Annotated in this window: 15 protein-coding genes; 14 read left to right on the top strand and 1 reads right to left on the bottom strand. The window is 32.9% G+C overall.

Features of this window, described 5'->3' with window-relative positions; genetic code table 11:
• The first annotated feature begins 83 nt into the window (after positions 1-83).
• From queG to HNP99_RS01645, 9 genes are all read left to right on the top strand, one after another.
• Positions 84-1,010: a tRNA epoxyqueuosine(34) reductase QueG gene (gene queG, locus HNP99_RS01685; RefSeq protein WP_173851018.1), complete on the top strand. Its 927-nt coding sequence runs from the start codon at positions 84-86 to the stop codon at positions 1,008-1,010.
• Between the two features lie 113 nt (positions 1,011-1,123).
• The gene (locus tag HNP99_RS01680) at positions 1,124-1,558 is read left to right on the top strand and encodes a CBS domain-containing protein (RefSeq protein WP_173850621.1); all 435 of its coding nucleotides are present in this window, start codon (positions 1,124-1,126) and stop codon (positions 1,556-1,558) included.
• A 150-nt stretch (positions 1,559-1,708) separates the two neighbouring features.
• Positions 1,709-3,994, top strand: coding sequence for an NADP-dependent malic enzyme (locus HNP99_RS01675; protein WP_173850619.1), 2,286 nt, complete (start codon positions 1,709-1,711; stop codon positions 3,992-3,994).
• 76 nt (positions 3,995-4,070) lie between these two features.
• On the top strand, positions 4,071-4,652 hold the full coding sequence (gene ruvA / locus HNP99_RS01670) for a Holliday junction branch migration protein RuvA (RefSeq protein ID WP_173850616.1): 582 nt from the start codon (positions 4,071-4,073) through the stop codon (positions 4,650-4,652).
• A 24-nt stretch (positions 4,653-4,676) separates the two neighbouring features.
• Positions 4,677-11,840 (top strand): T9SS outer membrane translocon Sov/SprA, encoded by a 7,164-nt coding sequence (sov, locus tag HNP99_RS01665; protein WP_173850614.1) that lies wholly within the window; start codon positions 4,677-4,679, stop codon positions 11,838-11,840.
• An 84-nt stretch (positions 11,841-11,924) separates the two neighbouring features.
• Positions 11,925-12,305: a glycine cleavage system protein GcvH gene (gene gcvH, locus HNP99_RS01660; protein WP_173850612.1), complete on the top strand. Its 381-nt coding sequence runs from the start codon at positions 11,925-11,927 to the stop codon at positions 12,303-12,305.
• Positions 12,298-12,687, top strand: a complete 390-nt coding sequence (locus HNP99_RS17665; protein ID WP_371810392.1) for a VanZ family protein — start codon at positions 12,298-12,300, stop codon at positions 12,685-12,687. The genes gcvH and HNP99_RS17665 overlap by 8 nt, the downstream gene beginning before the upstream one ends.
• A gap of 153 nt (positions 12,688-12,840) precedes the next feature.
• A complete protein-coding gene (gene deoC, locus HNP99_RS01650) occupies positions 12,841-13,584 on the top strand; it encodes a deoxyribose-phosphate aldolase (RefSeq protein ID WP_173850607.1) in 744 nt (247 codons plus the stop codon).
• 19 nt (positions 13,585-13,603) lie between these two features.
• Entirely contained in the window at positions 13,604-15,721 is a 2,118-nt protein-coding gene (locus tag HNP99_RS01645) for a gliding motility protein RemB (protein WP_173851016.1), read from the top strand.
• Positions 15,722-15,732: 11 nt separating this feature from the next.
• On the opposite strand, the gene HNP99_RS01640 is transcribed toward HNP99_RS01645, so the two are convergent.
• Positions 15,733-17,031, bottom strand: a complete 1,299-nt coding sequence (locus HNP99_RS01640; protein WP_173850605.1) for a glycoside hydrolase family 99 protein — start codon at positions 17,029-17,031, stop codon at positions 15,733-15,735.
• A 246-nt stretch (positions 17,032-17,277) separates the two neighbouring features.
• Between HNP99_RS01640 and cyoE the strand changes: the two genes are divergently transcribed.
• The 5 genes from cyoE (at position 17,278) to HNP99_RS01615 (ending at position 20,936) form a co-directional block, all read left to right on the top strand.
• Complete coding sequence (gene cyoE, locus HNP99_RS01635; RefSeq protein ID WP_173850603.1) at positions 17,278-18,180, top strand: heme o synthase; 903 nt, start codon at positions 17,278-17,280, stop codon at positions 18,178-18,180.
• A 2-nt stretch (positions 18,181-18,182) separates the two neighbouring features.
• Positions 18,183-18,770 (top strand): cytochrome c oxidase subunit 3, encoded by a 588-nt coding sequence (locus tag HNP99_RS01630; RefSeq protein WP_173850600.1) that lies wholly within the window; start codon positions 18,183-18,185, stop codon positions 18,768-18,770.
• Positions 18,771-18,812: 42 nt separating this feature from the next.
• Positions 18,813-19,841 carry a cytochrome c oxidase subunit 3 gene (locus tag HNP99_RS01625; protein ID WP_173850598.1) on the top strand — a complete coding sequence of 343 codons (1,029 nt, stop codon included), beginning with the start codon at positions 18,813-18,815 and terminating at the stop codon, positions 19,839-19,841.
• Between the two features lie 18 nt (positions 19,842-19,859).
• Entirely contained in the window at positions 19,860-20,210 is a 351-nt protein-coding gene (locus HNP99_RS01620) for a cytochrome C oxidase subunit IV family protein (RefSeq protein ID WP_173850596.1), read from the top strand.
• A gap of 75 nt (positions 20,211-20,285) precedes the next feature.
• Positions 20,286-20,936: a hypothetical protein gene (locus tag HNP99_RS01615; protein WP_173850594.1), complete on the top strand. Its 651-nt coding sequence runs from the start codon at positions 20,286-20,288 to the stop codon at positions 20,934-20,936.
• The last annotated feature ends 1 nt before the right edge of the window (position 20,937 follow it).

Here is a 20,937-nt window from a genome sequence, read left to right as displayed (position 1 = left end):
ACTATATCTTTTATACTTCCCCAAAAAAGGGTAAGCATAAAAGGATGCCGTTCCCATCAGGGCTAAAAACTGACAAACTAACGATGCGAAATTCGTCAGCCACAACATATTCACAATTAATCAAATCCGAAGCAAAACGTCTCGGATTTCTTTCTTGTGGTATATCGAATGCTGGTTTCCTAGAAGAAGAAGCGCCTAGATTAGAAAATTGGTTGAATAACAATCATAACGGTCAAATGTCTTACATGGAAAACCATTTTGACAAACGATTAGATCCTACCCTGTTAGTTGATGATGCTAAAAGCGTGGTGTCTCTATTGCTGAATTATTACCCAGCTGATTTGCAAAGTTCGGATTCCTATAAAATTTCAAAATACGCCTACGGTAAAGATTACCACTTTGTAATCAAAGAAAAACTAAAAGAACTTTTATTTTCTATTCAAGAAAACATTGGAGACGTTTCTGGTCGCGCTTTTGTTGATTCGGCTCCTGTTTTAGACAAAGCATGGGCTGCTAAAAGTGGATTGGGGTGGATAGGAAAGAATAGCAATTTAATTACTCAAAAAGTAGGCTCTTTTTATTTTATAGCCGAATTAATTTTAGACTTAAACTTAGATTATGATAACGCTACCACGGATCATTGTGGTAGTTGTACCGCTTGCATAGATGCTTGTCCCACACAAGCAATTGCAGAACCGTATGTGGTTGATGGAAGTAAGTGTATTTCTTATTATACCATTGAGCTTAAGGAAAATATTCCTTTTGAAATGAAAGGAAAGTTTGATGACTGGGCTTTTGGTTGTGATGTATGTCAGGATGTTTGTCCTTGGAATCGTTTTTCTAAATCGCACAACGAACCTTTATTTAATCCTAATCCGGAGTTGTTGTCTATGTCTAAAAAAGACTGGGAGGAAATCACCGAAGAAACTTTTAGAGTTGTTTTTAAAGACTCCCCTATAAAAAGAACTAAATTCAAGGGTTTGATGCGTAATATTGATTTCCTGAAATAATATTTCTCGCTTTTATGTGTTGATTTTTAAACAGTTAAATTTTAAAATTATTGAAAAACACTTCTTTTTATTAAAAATATTTTTAACTTTATAGTCAACTTAAATTTTTGGATATGACTGTGAATCAAATATTAAGCATCAAAGGAAATGACGTACATTCTATAATTTCAACTATTACAGTGTATGATGCGCTGAAAGTTTTGGGGGAGAAAAATGTAGGTGCAGTGTTAGTTATTGAAGATAATTTACTCAAAGGTATTTTATCTGAAAGAGATTATGCAAGAAAAATAGTATTGAAAAACAAAGCTTCTAAAGATACTTTTGTACATGAAATTATGGAGCGTAATCTAATTACTGTAAAATTAACTGATGATCTTGATTATTGCATGGAGCTTATGAGTACAAAACGTATTCGACACCTTCCAGTAGTAGAAAACGGTGCTGTTTTAGGTGTAATTTCTATAGGAGATGTTGTAAAATCGATTATCGAAGTGCAAAAAGAAACCATTCAGCATTTAGATTCCTACATCAGTGGCAGCAGTTCTTAAGTTTTGAATCATACTATTAATTGTCAACCCACTATTATAGTAGCTTTTTTAGGTTCTAAATAAGAGCCTTTTAAGAAAACAATGTGATTAAACCTTACTTTTTAACCCAAGTCTTCTATCTTTGTACGCTAGATAAAAATCTAAATTAAGATGAATAAAGATAGTAAAAGAAGAGAAGCATTATTATATCATGCTAAACCCACTCCAGGTAAGATTCAAGTAGTCCCTACTAAAAAATACGCAACCCAAAGAGATTTATCATTGGCTTATTCGCCAGGTGTTGCTGAACCTTGTTTAGAAATCGCAAAAGATGTAAATAACGTTTATAAGTATACAGCAAAAGGAAATTTAGTAGCAGTTATTACAAATGGTACTGCAGTTTTAGGACTTGGTGATATAGGACCTGAAGCTTCAAAACCAGTAATGGAAGGAAAAGGATTGTTATTCAAAATTTTTGCTGACATTGATGTTTTTGATATCGAAATTGGTACTAAAGATATTGAAGAGTTCATTCAAACGGTTAAAAATATTGCTCCTACTTTTGGAGGAATAAATTTAGAAGATATAAAAGCTCCAGAATCTTTTGAAATTGAACGTAGATTGGTTGAAGAATTGAACATCCCGGTGATGCATGATGATCAACACGGTACGGCAATTATCTCGTCAGCAGCACTTTTAAATGCACTTGAGCTTGCGGGAAAACATATTGAAACAGCTAAAATTGTTGTTTCAGGTGCAGGATCGGCAGCTTTGGCTTGTGCTAATTTATATGTTTTATTGGGTATAAACCCAGAAAATATTATCATGTTTGATAAAGATGGTGTCCTTTCTAGTGAAAGAACTGATTTGTCAGCCTTGCAAAGAAAATATTCTAAAGCTAAACCTGGGATAAAATTAGGAGAAGCTCTTAAAGGAGCCGATGTGTTTTTAGGTGTCTCAGCTGGAAATATTCTTACTCCTGAAATGTTGTTAGGAATGGCAAATGATCCTATTGTTTTTGCTATGGCAAACCCTGATCCTGAGATTGATTATAACCTAGCTATAGGTACAAGATCTGACTTAATAATGGCTACTGGAAGATCTGATTATCCTAACCAAGTGAATAACGTGCTTGGTTTTCCTTATATTTTTAGAGGCGCACTAGATGTTAGAGCAACTAAAATTAATGAAGCTATGAAGATGGCTGCTGTTAAGGCGCTGGCTTCATTGGCAAAAGAATCTGTTCCGGAGCAAGTTAATATTGCATATGGAGAGGTTAAATTAAACTTTGGTAGAGAGTATATTATTCCTAAACCTTTTGATCCTAGATTGATTAGTATTGTTGCGCCTGCTGTAGCAAGAGCTGCAATGGAATCAGGAGTGGCTTTAAACCCGATAACAGACTGGGGTAAATATGAAGAGGAACTTTTAGATCGTTTAGGAAACGATAATAAAATGGTTCGTTTGATTACCAACAGAGCTAAAATAAACCCGAAACGAATTGTTTTTGCGGAAGCAGACCATTTAGACGTTTTAAAAGCAGCTCAAATTGCTTTAGAAGAAGGGATTTGCCATCCAATTTTATTAGGGAATAAAGAGATAATTTTAGAATTAAAACAGGAACTAGGTTTCTTTGCTGATCTTGAAATTATTGACCCTAAAATAAAAGAAGAAGATGCAAGACGAAATAAATTTGCAAATAGGTATTGGGAATCAAGAAAAAGGAAAGGGATTTCATTGTATGATGCTCAAAAATTAATGCGCGAAAGAAACTATTTTGCTGCCATGATGGTGAATGAAGGGGATGCTGACGGTTTAGTAACTGGACACTCTAGAAGCTATTCTTCGGTGGTTAAACCAATGTTGCAATTGGTAGATAAAGCGCCTGGAGCATCTATTATTGCAACAACAAATATGATGATGACGGCTCGTGGGCCAATGTTTTTGTCAGATACCGCTATTAACATCGATCCTTCGGCAGATGATTTAGCTAAAATTGCGATTATGACTGCCAAGACAGCTAGAATGTTTGGTGTTGAGCCTGTAATGGCAATGGTTTCATTCTCTAATTTTGGTTCATCACAAGATCCAGATGCAACAAAAGTAAGGCAAGCAGTTGCTTATTTGCATGAGCACCACCCAGATTTAATAATTGATGGAGAGGTACAAGCTGATTTTGCTCTAAATCAAGAAATGCTAAAAGAAAAATTCCCGTTTTCTAAGCTTGCAGGAAAGAAAGTAAATACGTTAATTTTTCCTAATCTTGACTCAGCAAATATTACTTATAAATTGTTGAAAGAGTTGAATAAAGTAGATTCTATTGGGCCTATTATGTTAGGTATGAGTAAGCCTATTCATATTCTTCAATTAGGAGCAAGTGTAGAGGAAATGGTAAATATGACGGCAATTGCTGTTATTGATGCTCAAGAAAAACAAAAGAAAAAACCGATTAAATAAAATAAAATACTATATTGCTTACTACGGTTTTTTAATTGTGGTAAGCAATTTTTTTTGGTTTAAATTTAAGAAGATTATGATTGGACATTTGCAAGGTAAATTAGTAGAAAAAACACCAACTCAAGTAGTAATTGATTGTGGAGGTGTGGGTTATGAGGTGAATATTTCATTGCATACGTACTCTTTACTCCCTACAACTGATTTTATAAAACTTTTTACACATCTTCAAATTAAGGAAGATGCGCATACTTTGTTTGGTTTTGTAGAAAAATCAGAAAGAGAGATTTTTAAAATGCTTTTATCAGTTTCAGGGATTGGCGCGAGTATCGCTAGAACAATGCTTTCATCTTTAGAACCAAAACAAATTATAAATGCAATAGGTTCTTCAGATGTGGTTACAATTCAGTCCATAAAAGGCATTGGAAGTAAAACAGCGCAAAGAGTGATTCTAGATTTAAAAGAAAAAATGTTAAAGCTGTATGATTTAGATGAAGTTTCTATGTCTCAAAGCAATACAAATAGAGATGAAGCGTTATCAGCACTAGAGGTTTTAGGTTTTGTTCGCAAAGCTTCTGAAAAAATTATTGAAAGAATTGTCAAAGAAGATCCGGAAGCTTCTGTTGAGTCAATTATTAAAAAAGCATTAAAAGCCTTGTAAGAGGTTTGCAAAACGAATATTTATATGCAAAAAATTTGTATTTTTTTGTTGGTTTTATTTAGTAGTTTCATAGCTAAATCCCAAGTTAAAGATGAAGCTCAAGATACAACCAAAACGGGTTATTCTAAAGGTAAAATCCAAATAAAAGATCCCCAGAGCATTGTTGCTGCTTACACTTATGATCCCGTTACTGATAGGTATATTTATACTAATTCAGTAGACGGTTTTTCTATTAATTACCCTATAGTGTTGACGCCTAAAGAATATGAAAGGTTAGTCTTGAAAGAGTCTATGCGTAATTATTTTAAGAAAAAAGCAGACGCTATTGAAGGAAAGAAAGAAGGTAGTGAGGAAGCAAAAAAAGATTTATTACCTAAATATTATATTAATTCCGGACTTTTTGAATCTATTTTTGGTAGTAATACTATTGATGTAAAGCCTACAGGGTCTGTAGAGATGGATTTAGGTGCTCGTTTTACAAAACAAGATAATCCTGCATTTTCCCCACGTAACCGTTCTAATTTAGCGTTTGATTTTGATCAAAGAATTAGCATGAGCTTAACAGGGAAAGTTGGGACGCGTTTGAATGTAAATGCTAATTACGATACCCAATCTACATTTGCATTTCAAAATTTAATTAAATTAGAATATACACCAACCGAAGACGATATCATTCAAAAGATTGAAGTAGGTAATGTTAGTATGCCTTTGAATAGTTCATTAATAAGAGGTGCACAAAGTTTGTTTGGTGTAAAAGCACAATTACAATTTGGTAAAACTACAGTTACGGGAGTGTACTCTGAACAGAAATCACAAACAAAAAGTTTAGTTGCTGAAGGTGGTGGAACGGTTCAGAATTATGATATTTTCGCTTTGGATTATGATAATGATAGACACTTTTTCTTATCACAATATTTCAGAAACAAGTATGACGAGTCGCTTAAAAATTATCCATTTATAGATAGTAGAGTACAAATTACTAGAATTGAAGTTTGGGTGACAAATAAACAAACCAGAGTTAGCACTAACTCTAATAATTTGCGTAATGTTATTGCATTACAGGATTTAGGAGAAAGTCAGTTAACTGGTTTAGCAGATAATGAAGTTGTAGTTATAGACCCATCTACTGGGATTTTTAACAGTCCTTTTAATTCACCTACTGACAATAGTAATAATGATTATGATCCTGCGCAAATTGCAAACGGCACAGGGTTGTTAAATACTAATATTAGGGAAATTGTTACGGCAAGTTCGGGATTTAATGTAACAGTAAATGAAGGTCAAGATTATTCGAAATTAGAAAATGCAAGAAAATTAACCTCTAATGAGTTTACTTATAATGCACAATTAGGTTACATCTCTTTGCAACAAAGATTAAATAACGATGAAATCCTTGCAGTAGCTTACGAATATACTGTGGGTGATAAAGTTTATCAAGTAGGAGAGTTTGGTAATGACGGGATTGATGCTACAGTGGTGACGGGAACAAGTTCTTCTCAAGCAATTGTCACGCAAAGTTTGATCCTAAAAATGCTGAAAAGTAACTTAACAAATGTTAAGAATCCAGTTTGGAACTTAATGATGAAAAATATTTATCAAATTCCAGGTGCCTATCAAATTAAACAAGAGGATTTTAGATTTAATATTCTTTATAGTGATCCTTCACCATTAAATTATATCAAAGAGGCAAATGATATTGCTGGTAACCCTTATAGTTTTCCTTCAAATCCTTCAGCTGAGAATAAAGTAAAAGAAACCCCATTATTAAAAGTATTTAATTTAGATAAATTAAATTATAATAATGATCCACAAACAGGTGGTGATGGTTTTTTTGACTTTTTATCTGGAGTTACAATTGATTCGCAAAATGGTCGAATTATTTTTACAACTAAAGAACCTTTTGGAGAGTTATTGTTTTCGAAATTATCAAATTCGGGTTCAACAGAAAATTACGATGATGCTTCTACCTACAACACTAACCAGAAAAAATATGTGTTTAAAAGTATGTATAGCAACACACAGTCTGGCGCTTTGCAAGATAGTGATAAAAATAAATTCCTTTTAAGAGGAAAGTATAAATCTACTGGAGGGGACGGAATTCCTATTGGTGCTTTTAATGTGCCTCAAGGGTCTGTTGTGGTTACCGCTGCGGGTCGCGTGTTAATTGAAGGGGTTGATTATAGTGTGAACTATCAATTAGGGCGTGTGCAAATTCTTGATGCTTCTTTACAAGCTTCAAATACACCAATTGAAATTTCGCTTGAAAACAATTCAATTTTTGGACAACAAACCCGACGTTTTATGGGAGTGAATGTTGAGCATAAAATTTCAGATAAATTTTTAATTGGGGCCACTTTATTAAAAATGACCGAGAAGCCTTTTACCCAAAAATCGTCTTATGGTCAAGAATCAGTAAACAATACTATTTTTGGTTTCAATACGAATTTTGCTACTGAAGTACCTTTCTTTACTCGATTAGTAAATAAATTACCAAATGTTGATACTGATGTTCCTTCTAATCTTTCTATAAGAGGAGAAGTAGCATTTTTGAAACCAGATTCGCCTAAAGCAGCTGATTTTGAAGGGGAGTCTACAATTTATGTAGATGATTTTGAAGGGTCTCAATCTACCATTGATATGCGTTCAGCTTATGCGTGGAGTTTGTCCTCTACACCTGATAGAAATGTAAAAAGTAGTTATAATTTTAATGCTACAGCGACTGACTTAAGTTATGGTTTTAAAAGAGCAAAGTTAGCTTGGTATTCTATTGATCCAATATTTTATACTTCAAAACCTTCGGGGATAAGTAACGATGATTTATCGTTAAATACAACTAGAAGAATTTATAGTGAAGAGCTGTATCCTTTGACAGATATTGCTCAAGGGCAAACACAGGTTGTGAGCACATTGAATTTAAGTTACTATCCTTCTAATAGAGGACCTTATAATAATAATGCTGGTTTTGGAACTAGCCCTCAAGATAATTTTGGAGGGATTACTAGAGCAATTAACTCTACAAATTTTGAACAATCTAATGTTGAGTATATTCAGTTTTGGATATTAGATCCGTATGTAGGTGCTGGAAATGCACCCTCTACTAATACAGGAAAAATCTATTTCAATTTAGGAGAGGTTTCTGAGGATATTTTAAAAGATGGTAGGAAACAATATGAAAACGGATTAGGACCAGATCAAATATTAGTTAATCCAAGACCTTTATGGGGAGATGTTCCAGCATCACAATCTTTAATTTATGCTTTTGATACAAATGTGGATAATCGTAAAAACCAAGATATAGGATTAGATGGATTGAATAATGATGCCGAAGCTGCAGTGTATACTAACTATGCCTCAGAACTTGATCCTGCGGCAGATGATTATACCTATTATTTAAACACAACAGGTGGAGTTGTTGAAAGATATAAAAACTATAATGGTCTTGAAGGAAATTCAGCTGTAGATATTAATGATGCTAATAGAGCTGCAACTACTATTCCAGATGTAGAAGATATTAATAAAGACAATACCATGAATACAATTAATGCGTATTATGAATACAGTATTGATGTACAGCCTAATATGGCTATTGGCCAAAATAATATTACTGATATAAGGAATACACAAGTTACTTTGCCTAACGGTCAAGTTACTGATGCGCGATGGCTGCAGTTTAAAATTCCAGTATCGCAACCGCAAAATACCATCGGAACCATATCTGACTTTAGGTCAATTAGATTCATGAGGATGTTTATGACTGGTTTTACTGATGAAGTAACTGTTCGTTTTGGTTCATTAGATTTAGTAAGAGGGGATTGGAGAAGGTACACAAATACTTTAGACTTTAACGATACAAATATTGCTGATGATGGAACGGATCTGGATGTTTTAACAGTAAATGTTCAAGAAAATAATGAGCGTTGTCCTGTAAATTACATTGTGCCTCCAGGAGTTGTTAGAGAGCAATTGTACAACAACAATACAATTATTAATCAAAATGAGCAATCACTTTCGTTGCGAGTTTCTGGTGATGGACTAGAGAAAAATGACTCTAGAGCGGTGTTTAAAAACGTAAGTATTGATATGCGTCAGTTCAAAAAACTGAAAATGTTTTTACATGCTGAATCATTGCAAAATGAAGTAACTTTAAGTGATGATCAAATGGTTGGTTTTATTCGTTTTGGAAATGACTTTACAGATAATTTTTACCAAATCGAAATACCATTAAAAGTAACTGTTCCGAGTAGATCAGGTGCAGCTAATTGTTCTCCTTTGAGTGCAGAAAGTGTGTGGCCAGAAGCCAATCAAATTGATTTATCATTAGCCTTATTGACTCAGTTAAAAATACAGGCAATGAGTATCGATTTAAGTACTTTGCCATTAGACGGAATTTACTACCAAGATGAAGATCAACTAGACGGTTCTGCATCTAGTAAGAGTAATAAATTGAGAATAGGGATTAAGGGAAATCCTAATTTTGGAATGGTACGTACATTAATGGTTGGGGTTAAAAACGCTGATGATGTTCAAAAAATTAAAGGAGAGGTTTGGTTTAATGAGCTTCGATTAGCTGACATGGATAATCAAGGTGGTATGGCTGCCGTTTTAAATGTTGATACCAATTTTGCTGATTTTGCAACGGTATCTGCTACGGGAAGAAAAAGCACTATTGGCTTTGGCGCTTTAGAGCAAGGTCCTAATGAAAGAAGCCGTGAGGATATTCAGCAATATAATATTGTAACAAATATTAACCTTGGTAAACTATTACCTGTAAAATGGGGCGTTAACTTGCCTTTTAATTATGCTGTAGGTGAAGAGATAATTACGCCGCAATATGATCCGTTTAATCAAGATATTAAACTGCAACAATTATTAGATGAAACTACTGATGCTGATACTAGAGCTAATTTTAAAAATAGGGCGATTGATTATACAAAGAGAAGTAGTATTAACTTTATTGGAGTAAGAAAACAAAGAAGTCCTGAAGCAAAACCTCATGTTTATGATGTAGAGAATTTTACTTTCTCTCAATCTTACAATGAAGTAGAGCGCCATGATTTTGAAATTGAAAACTATCAAGATCAACAAACAAATTCATCTGTGGATTATGCTTATACTTTTCAGTCAAAACCTGTTGAGCCATTCAAGAATACTAAATTCATGAAGAAAAGTTCGTACTGGAAGATGTTGAGTGATTTTAATTTTAACTATTTACCTTCTAATATTACTTTTAATTCAAATATTAATAGGCAGTTTAATAAACAACAATTTAGACAAGTAGAAAATGTTGAAGGAATCGGTTTAGATCCTTTATATAGAAGAAACTTCTCGTTTAATTACCAATACGGATTTAATTTTAACTTAACTAAATCGCTTAAATTAGGTTACACTGCTTCTTCAAGCAATATTGTAAAAAATTATTTGAACGAAGATAATGAGCCTATTGATAGTTTTACTATTTGGGATAGCTATTGGAATATTGGAGATCCTAATCAGCACATGCAGCAGTTGGTTTTGAATTATGAAATTCCAATTAATAAAATTCCATTGTTAAGTTTTGTAAAAGCAAACTATAGTTATACAGGTGATTATAGCTGGCAACGTACTTCTAATGCTTTATCAGATATTAATATTGATGGTGTAGATTATGATTTGGGAAATACGATTCAAAATGCACGTTCAAATAATTTGAATGCTACTTTTAATATGGATATGTTGTATAAATATATCGGACTTTCAAAAAGTGACAAAAAACAAGGAAGCAAACCTAAAGTAGCAATACCTAAGCCAGGTGAGAAAATTGTGAATACTAACAATCAGCCAGCGCCAAGTAGTCCATTTGTTGATGGTTTAAGAGGGATACTAACTAGTGTAAAAAACATTCAGTTAAATTACACTGAAAACAGTGGAACGGTATTACCAGGGTATACACCTAGTGTAGGTTTCTTAGGTTCTTCTAGACCGTCATTAGGATTTATTTTTGGTAGTCAAGAGGATGTGCGTTATGAAGCTGCAAAAAAAGGATGGTTAACATTCTATGATAATTTCAATCAAAATTATACACAGGTAACTAATAAAGAGTTTAAAGCTACAGCAAATGTTGATTTGTTCCCAGATCTAAAAATTGATTTGAATGCAGATAGATCGTATTCTGAGAATTATTCTGAGCAGTACGATGTTTCGGCAAACGGAACTTACAACTCGCTTTCACCTTACACTTATGGTTTGTTTTCAATATCGACTGTTTTAATTAAAACTGCTTTTTCTGCAAGTGATGAAAATGCTTCAATAGCATTTAGTGATTTTAGAGAAAACAGGTTAATTGTAGCAAATAGATTAGCTACTGAAAGAGGGATAGATATCAATAACCCAGCTAATATAGACGAAGATGGGTACCCAAAAGGATATGGTAAAAGTAATCAAGCAGTTTTATTACCCGCTTTCTTAGCTGCTTACTCAGGAAGTGATGCGTCAAAGGCTTCTACGGGAATTTTTAGAAGTGTTCCAATACCTAACTGGTCTGTGAAATACAATGGATTGATGCGTTATGAAATGTTTAAACGTAATTTTAAACGTTTCTCTTTGCAGCATAGTTATAGAGCATCTTATACAATTAATCAATACCGATCTAATTTTAATTATGATAATGATCCAAATGGTTTTGATGATAATGGGAATTTTTATAACAAAACTATCCTTTCTAATATCAATTTAGTAGAACAATTTAGTCCATTAATTCGCATGGATTTTGAATTGAAGAGTTCTCTGAAAATTTTAACAGAAATTAAGAAAGACAGAGCGCTATCTATGAGTTTTGATAATAACCTATTGACAGAGGTTAAGGGGATAGAGTATGTTGTAGGATTAGGATACCGTTTTAAAGATGTGATTTTCTCATCAAAATTAGCTGATAGTCCTACTGGGATAATTAAAGGAGATATTAACATGAAAGCTGATTTCTCTTATAGAAATAACCAGACAATCGTGCGTTATTTAGATTATGATAACAATCAATTAGCAGGTGGGCAAAATATATGGTCTTTAAAAATAACAGCTGACTATTCTTTCAGTAAGAACTTAACTGCAATATTTTACTATGATCATTCTTTTTCTAAAGCTGTAATTTCAACCTCTTTCCCATTGACTAATATTCGTTCAGGATTTACGTTGCGTTATAATTTTGGAAATTAATTTAGGAAATCTAAACAAGATTTGAACATAAGATTGTTACATTTGCGTAACAAATAAATAATCAATCATTAATAGCATATTATTATGAGTATACCAGCAAATTTAAAGTACACTAAAGATCATGAATGGGTTAGTTTAGATGGCGATGTAGCTACAGTAGGAATTACACATTTTGCTCAAAAAGAATTAGGTGACATCGTTTATGTTGAAGTAGAAACTTTAGATCAAACTCTTGAAAAAGACGAAGTTTTTGGTACTGTTGAAGCAGTAAAAACGGTTTCGGATTTGTTTCTTCCTCTTGCGGGTGAAATCATCGAATTCAATGACGCTTTAGAGAGCACTCCAGAAACAGTAAATTCTGATCCATACGGAGCAGGATGGATGATCAAAATTAAAGTAGCAAATACTGCAGATTTTGACTCATTATTATCAAGCGAAGCTTACAAAGATTTGATTGGTGCGTAAACTATTTTTTCTTTTTTCTGCACTATTATGGACGGTTATTGTTTTGTTTTTATGTTTAACTAAAGCAAATAATCTACCTGTAATTTCAATTGCAAACCTAGATAAATATATTCATGCATTTTTTCATTTTGTGTTTACGTTATTGTGGATTTTATTTTTTAGAACCCAAATAAACAATGCCAATAGATTCAAGCCGCTGTTTGTGTCGTTTATGCTTTCCGTATTTTTTGGGGTTTTAATCGAGTTTTTACAACAGCAGTTAACTACAACGAGAAGTGCTGATAAGTTTGATGTTCTAGCAAATATTGCTGGGGCTACACTCGCAACTTTTTTAGTGTTGTTTTATGATAAAGTAAAGTCGTCAAACACAAATAATAAATAAATTTAAATCCCGTTTCGACGGGATTTTTTTATGTTCTCTTTAATTTTATCTAGTGTCTCGTTTGTCAAAACTAATTGTGTATATCTAACTATTTTTGAATTTAAAACGTATTTTTGTGGCAGTCTTTAATAACCATTTTAGAAATCTCTTATTATGAATATCAAGAACTACTTAGATTCAACCTATTTGAAAACAGCGCATCAAGCTGGTCTTGACGAAAAGGAAAATAATAAAGTTGTAACCAAATTTATTGCCGAAGCTATTACTGAAAATTTCAAGTTAATAATGATTAGGCCTGAAATGGTTGCGCTTGCGCAAAAGATGATTACTGATGCTAAATCTACTGTTTTAGTAGGTACGGTAATTGATTTTCCAGAAGGAAGCTCAACGGTAGAAAATAAGCTTGAGGAAGCAAAACAAGCGATTGAAGATGGTGCCGATGATTTAGATTTTGTGTGTAATTATGAAGCTTTTAAAGAAGGTGATATTGACTTGGTGAAAAATGAAGTGCTTCAATGTACTCAGTTAGGATTAGATCATAATAAAGTAGTGAAATGGATTATTGAAGTTGCGGCTTTAAACGATAAAGAAATAATTCAGTTGTCTTCATTGATAAAAAATGTCGTGATTTCAAATTTTAAAGAAGAAGAGTATAATAACGTCTTTGTGAAATCATCAACTGGTTTCTATAAAACAGAAGATGGTTTGCCAAATGGAGCTACCGTTGAAACTATTATTATGATGTTAGAAAACGCATCTCCATTGCCCATAAAAGCCGCAGGAGGAGTGCGTACTTACGACGATGCGGTCAATATGATTCGTTTAGGTGTAAAAAGAATTGGAACTTCAGGTGCTAAAGCAATTGCAGATGGCGAAGATTCGCAACAAGAATACTAAAAAAACAACCAAAACCAATATGAAAAAGGCGTTCTTAACTTTTTGTCTATCATTCATTTCTTTTTTTACTTTTTCTCAAAATACTATTTCTGAGTCTAATTTATCTGTAGATCGTTTTCCTGTTTTTCCAAATTGTAAAAACAGTGAAGGAACGGAGTTAGAGCGTTGTTTTTATGATAATGTACAAGACTTTGTTTTTGATAATTTTGTTGTACCTGAAAATCTTGTAAAAAATAATTTCAAGGGAATTATAAAAGTGCTTTTTGAGGTTGATGCAAATGGTGTTTTTAAAGTGATTTACGTAAATGCGGTTGATGAGAATCTAATAGCCGAATCGAAGCGTGTTTTTGCAAAGTTTCCTAAAATTATTCCGCCTACGCATAACGGAATTCCAGTCTATTCTAAATATAATATTACGCTATCTATTCCGCTAAAAAGTACTAAAGAAATAGCTTCTGAGGAAATAGCTTATGCCGCTATTTTACATGATGCAGAAAATAAACAATTAACGGAGTTAGATAGTATTGTTTATTATAAATACACCAATCCTGAACTAGAAAGTCATTTGAGTATTCCTTTTTCTCATAGTTACTATGCGCAGTTTGATGGCGCTTTAAATAAAGTGGGAAGTAATAATCACACTGCTTCTAAGCCGTATACTTATCAAGAGGTTTCTAAATATTATAATATTAAAGAAGCGAATAATAAATTGAAAAAAGAGGCGTCAGGATGGTGGGCAAGAAAACTTTGGAATGAAAACATGGTTCAAATTCAAGGCGAAGGGTATTGGTTAACGGTTAATCCTATTGTCGATTTGCAATTAGGTAAAGCATCTGATTCTGATGCATCTTATACTTACGTAAATACGCGTGCGGTGAATGTTAGAGGAGGTTTAGGTAAAAACTTAACATTTACATCTACAATATTTGAAAGTCAAGGTAGGTTTGCCGGTTATTTTAATAATTATGCTGAATCAATTAAACCAGATGGAGGGGATCCTGCAATTATCCCTGGAATAGGTATTGCAAAAGAATTTAAAACAAATTCGTATGATTTTCCTATGGCTGAGGCCAATATTACTTTTGCGCCAAGCAAACATATTGACTTGCAATTAGGATATGGAAGGAATTTTATTGGGGATGGTTACCGTTCTTTATTAGAAAGTGATGGCGCGAGTCCGTATCCTTATTTTAAAATAAACACCACTTTTTGGAAATTGAAATATACAAATACATACATGTGGCTCAAGGATGTGCGCCCAGAGGTTACGCTTGAAAGAACCTATGCTACTAAATTTATTGCCAACCATTATTTGAGTTGGAATGTTTCTAACCGATTGAATTTAGGGTTCTTTGAATCTGTTGTTTGGACTAATACAAACGATAGGGGATTTGATGCTAGTTTTATAAACCCGATAATTTTTTATCGTGCCGTTGAATTTGAGTCTTCAGCTAAAACAGGAAATGCGCTTTTAGGACTTACTTTTAAATACAAATGGAGTAATCAGATTAATCTATACGGGCAGTTATTGATTGATGAGTTTTCACTTGGTGATGTACGTGGTGCAGATAACAGTTGGAAAAACAAATTTGCCTACCAGCTAGGTGTGAAGTATTATAATGCTTTTAATGTAGATAATTTATTATTACAATTAGAATACAATCAAGCGCGTCCTTATGTGTATTCGCACAGTAATCCTATTACTAATTATGCGCATAATAACCAGAGTTTAGGTCATCAATGGGGCGGTAACTTTAGAGAGTTTCTTGCTATTGCTAGGTATCATAAAGGAAGGTATTTTGCTGATGCAAAAATTACTATTGGAACTCGAGGTTTTGATTTTGACACTGTCGAAGATAGTTTTAACTACGGTGGAAATATTTATAAAGATTATGAGGACAATAGGCCTTATGATACTGGTGTTAAAGTAGGTCAAGGGAATAAAACTGCTATTTTTATAACTGATTTACAAATGGGATATTTGGTAAATCCAGCAACTAATCTAAAATTATTTGGTAGTTATATTTATAGAAGTTATGATCCTTCCAAAAATACAGCAACTACCTTTACTCAAAGTACAAATTGGTTTACATTAGGATTAAGAGCTGATATTTTTAACTGGTATTTTGATTATTAGTGCGTGTTGATTCAATATACTTGCTCTATAATTGCTAATATTATTCTTGCTCTTTCTAATTTAAGAGTAAAGATTAATTGATAAACTCTTTTGAGTATAATTTGTAATCTAGGATTGTTTTTATGTTTTTGCCTTAAGTTGTACAGTTTATAGGGGAGTTCTAAATCCTCTTTGGTGAAAGAGACCCCAGTGTAAATTTGTATTTTTTCTAATGGTGTAAAACCAAATTCTAATGTGGGTTCTACCATTGTTCCTTCGCCAAAATCGTTCCAAGTGATCAATTGTATGAAGGCTACGGGGTAACGATCTGTTAGGTCTAATGTTTCTTGTAATGTTTGGTTATTATTATGAGGGATTTTCCAGTCTAAAATTGTGTCAGTTCGCCATCCGCCTTCATAATAGTAATCATTGAAGCCAGGATATATTCCGCCAATGGACGCAATGTTATTTTGTACTGTATAATCATAATAATTAGACAAAGTATTGGTGTGATTTTTATCTATCCAGCTAAATTCTCCGCTGGAGTGGCTTCCTAATCTATTGCTTGCTTTCCATAAAGTTATGAGTTTAGGTTTCGATTGTAATTTTAGGTCTATTTGATCCCAGTCTAAAGAATCTTTGATATAATTAGGTCCAAAAAGAAACAACATCTCGGTATTGTCTTTTCTTAAGTAATTTGCACTTGTAAAATAGGCGTTTTCAATGTATTGTAAGTCAGCTATTGCTGCAGTAAGATTTACGGTTGGAATTCTTTGCGTTTTTAAATTTTCGGCTACTTTGTCTTCATACATAATAGAAAACTGCAGTCCCACATCTTCAATTTTTTCTATAAAGGATTCGGTGCTTTTTTTAATTGAATTGTAATCGTAAACATCTCTACTGCCGTACCAATCAAATATTACTCCATCAATACCTGATAATTTCATGAGTAGTAAATGATATTCCTGTAAATTTCGATCATTAGAAGAATATGGGCCTATTAACGGGTAATAGTGTGATGCTATTTCTCTTTTGCCTTGAGCGTTTATGTTGTTTGGGTTTTTGTTAGTCATTGTCCAATGTTGTCCCCAGTAACCATCTTGTTCGAGAGTATGGAACCAAGGCATGTAGTGGACATATATTTTTTTGGGATTTTTCTTTATTACTTCGGTAGGATTAGGGGTGTTTTTTTGAGTTAACATTTCTTGGTAGGCCTGTTCTAGAATGTCATTATGAACTGTTTTTTCTAATTCTATAGCTGTAGTTTCATTTGTGCAGCTTACAAGAAGTGAGAATATGCTTAAGCAAATGATAGGAGTAATTATTTTCATTTTATTTGATTTTGCAAGTTGCTGTTAAATTTAAGTCAATGAACATTAGTTTTTCTTTCTTTTTCGCCTATTTGAGTAGTTTTATCCGATGAAATGATTGTTTTTGTCGTTGTAATACGTTTTTAATGATAAATTAATGATTTATTCCAGTTTGTATTTTAGATTTAAAAAATAAGATGCCTTATTATTAAATACCAATCTAATTTGTACCTTTGCAGAAGTTTTAAAAAACCTAATGAAATCCCATTGAGTACAACACAAAATACATTTTCCCTTAAAACGGTTTTTTTAGATTTTAAAGAAATCACTAAAGCAGGTCTTGCAATTAGTGTCTTGTTTTCTTCTATTGCTGGTTATTTTTTAGGAGTAGATGATGCAAATCCTTTTAAATGGTCTGTGTTGTTGATGCTTATTTTTGGTGGTTACTGCATGGTTGGAGCATCAAATGCTTACAATCAGGTTATTGAAAAAGACATTGATCTTTTAATGGATCGTACTAAAAATCGTCCCGTTCCTGCGGGAAGAATGTCGCCTAGAGTCGCTTTAATTGTAGCTAGTTTACTTACTATTATCGGCATCACATTACTTTATATGATTAATCCTAAGTCGGCCATGTTTGGTGCGATTTCTATATTTTTATATACGAGTGTTTATACACCTTTAAAAACGGTGACCTCATTGTCTGTTTTTGTGGGTGCTTTTCCAGGAGCGATTCCGTTTATGTTAGGATGGGTAGCAGCTACAGGTAATTTTGGTATAGAAGCGGGTACTTTATTTTTGATTCAGTTTTTTTGGCAGTTCCCTCATTTTTGGGCTATTGGTTGGTTTTTGTATGAAGACTATGAAAAAGCGGGGATCTTTATGTTGCCTACTAAGAAAAAAGACAAAGGAACTGCGTTGCAGATTATTTTATATACCGTTTGGTTGATTATAGCTTCTTTATTGCCTGCGTTAGGTTTTACAGGAAAGCTTTATTTAACTCCAGTAGCGGCAGTTTTAGTGTTTTTATTAGGGATTTGGATGCTTTTTTATGCGGTTAAATTGTATAAAACACGAACTCCAAAAGCGGCTAGGACATTAATGTTAGTTAGTGTTTCTTACATTACCTTACTTCAATTAGTGTATATATTTGATAAATTTTTAAGATAGTTATGGAAATGACAATGACAAAAGATGAGCATAAGTTAAGAACGGCAAGATCCTATAAGTTGATTTTGTTGTTTGCTATGGTCAGTATGATTATGATGTTTGCGGGACTTACTAGTGCTTTTGTAGTTAGTAAGGCAAGAGTAGATTGGTTGAAAGACTTTGAGCTACCTACAGCGTTTTATTACAGTACGATTGTGATAATAGCGAGTAGTGTTACGATCCATTTAGCAAAAAAAGCTATTCAAAAAGACAATAAAAGTAGGACTACTATCTTTCTTTTGTCTACTTTAGCGCTCGGAATATTATTTGTTATTTTGCAGTTTGCAGGATTCAGACAAATAGTAGAAAACGGTTATTATTTTACAGGAAGTGAGAGTTCAATTACGACTACATTTCTATATATAGTGACAGTTGTGCACTTGATTCACCTTGCGGGAGGGTTGATTTCACTACTAATAATAATTTATAATCATTTTAAACAAAAATACAATTCGAGTCAAACTCTTGGAATAGAACTAGGTGCGATGTACTGGCACTTTTTAGATTTCTTGTGGATTTATTTATTTGTATTTTTATATTTCTTTAAATAAGAAAAAAACGTAAATTTGGGAACTTTTTAACGAATAACTTTTATGGAAGCGACAGTTACTACTGCAAATAGTGAAGAAAAAACTTGGGGAGGCGGCAATGAGCCAATGGGAGCAAGTTATGGTAAATTAATGATGTGGTTTTTTATCATGTCTGATGCCTTAACGTTCTCTGGATTTTTAGCAGCTTACGGTTTTTCTAGATTTAAATTTATTGAGACATGGCCATTGGCCGATGAAGTGTTTACACACTTTCCATTTATGCATGGTGTATCTGCACCTATGTATTATGTAGCATTAATGACTTTTATTTTGATTTTTTCATCTGTAACAATGGTTTTAGCCGTTGATGCAGGTCATCAAATGAAAAAAAACAAAGTCATTGTTTATATGTTTTTAACCATTGTTGGTGGTTTGATTTTCGTAGGATCTCAAGCTTGGGAATGGAAAAATTTCATAAAAGGGGAGTATGGTGCTGTTGAGACAAAAGGAGGTAGTTTACTTCAGTTTGTTGATAAAGACGGGAATCGTGTTGCTTTAGCTGATTTTGCAGCTAATTTACATGAAGAACGTGTTCAGCATACAGGAAATACGGGAAGTTGGTTTGTTAGCGAAGGCGCTTTACCTACTTACTCTGTTGCCGAAGTACAAGCTGGATTTGAAGCACATCCTGATCTTTTAGTAAGAACAGAATCGATTTATGAAGCAACACCAGAAACGGTTAAAGATGCTAAGATAAATCATGATTTAAGTAAATTTAAGCACAAAACAGTTTTAACTAGAGAAGAATCTTTAGTAAGATTGTCTCAAGCACATTATGTGGTTGAAGGAGCTAACTTGATTAGAAATGAATACGGTAATAAATTATTTGCTGATTTCTTTTTCTTCATTACAGGATTTCACGGATTTCACGTATTCTCAGGTGTTATTATTAATATCATTATTTTCTTTAATGTACTTTTAGGTACTTATGAAAAAAGAAAAAACTACGAAATGGTAGAGAAAGTTGGTTTATACTGGCACTTTGTCGATTTAGTATGGGTATTTGTATTTACCGTTTTCTATCTAGTTTAATTTTAAAAAATTATTATTATGTCACACGAACATGTATCTAATACCAGCGGAATCTGGAAGGTTTTCGCAATATTATCTGCTGTAACTATTATAGAGGTGTTTTTAGGAATACTTAAACCAGACTTCTTGCACTTAAATCATTTCCTAGGAATGAACTTGCTTAACTGGGTATTTTATATTCTGACTGTTTTTAAAGCCTATTACATTGTATGGGAATTCATGCACTTAGGTGGTGAAAAAGGTAGTCTTAGATGGGCAGTGGTTATACCTACAGTTTTTCTAATTTTATATATACTTTTCATATTTTTAACTGAAGGGCATTATATTTATGGGGTTTTTAAAGATTCGACCATTAAATGGAATTTTTAACATATATTAATTCAAAAAAAGAGGTACGCATTGCGTACCTTTTTTTATTTTTGCAATTAAAATAGTAGTGTCGTAATGAAAAAAAATATTGTCCTTTTCGTTCTTTTTATTTTACCAATCGTTGCATATCTTTTTTTTGCATCTGGGGTAAATAGTTTTACAAAATTACCCACCGTTACACCTAAAATTCCTGATTTAGGAAATTGGGAGTCTTTGGATAAAGAAAAAGTATCTTTAGATAATAAAATTACCATTTTAGGCTTTTCAGGAACTGATGTTTTAAAAAACAGGGGTAACCTTTTTAATCTTAATGAAAAGATCTACCAGCGTTATCATACCTTCAAGGATTTACAATTTGTGATGGTTTGTCCATTAGGAACTGAGAATGATATTAAAAGTATTATGGATGCTCTAGATGAGTTTACTGATGTGTCGCAATGGCATTTTGTGTTTACCACTCCAGAGAATATTAAAACCTATTACGAACAATTGCACTTAAAAGGGAAACTAGATGAATTTACTGGAACGCCTAATGTTTATATAGTAGATAAAGAACGTAACTTGAGAGGTAGAAAAGATCAAGAAGAATATAAAGAGGGCTACAATACTTTTCATCCATCTGAATTGAGTAATGAGATGCTTGATGATTTTAAAATTATTCTTTATGAATATCGTGCTGCGCTTAAGAAAAATCACAATGCTACAAAACAACTTTTAAAAGAATAAT

Origin of the sequence: Flavobacterium gelidicaeli (genome assembly GCF_013294005.1) — a bacterium.
Taxonomy (GTDB): Bacteria; Bacteroidota; Bacteroidia; order Flavobacteriales; family Flavobacteriaceae; genus Flavobacterium.
The sequence above is the reverse complement of the archived record's forward strand: the minus strand, read 5'-3'. Positions and strand labels throughout refer to the sequence as shown.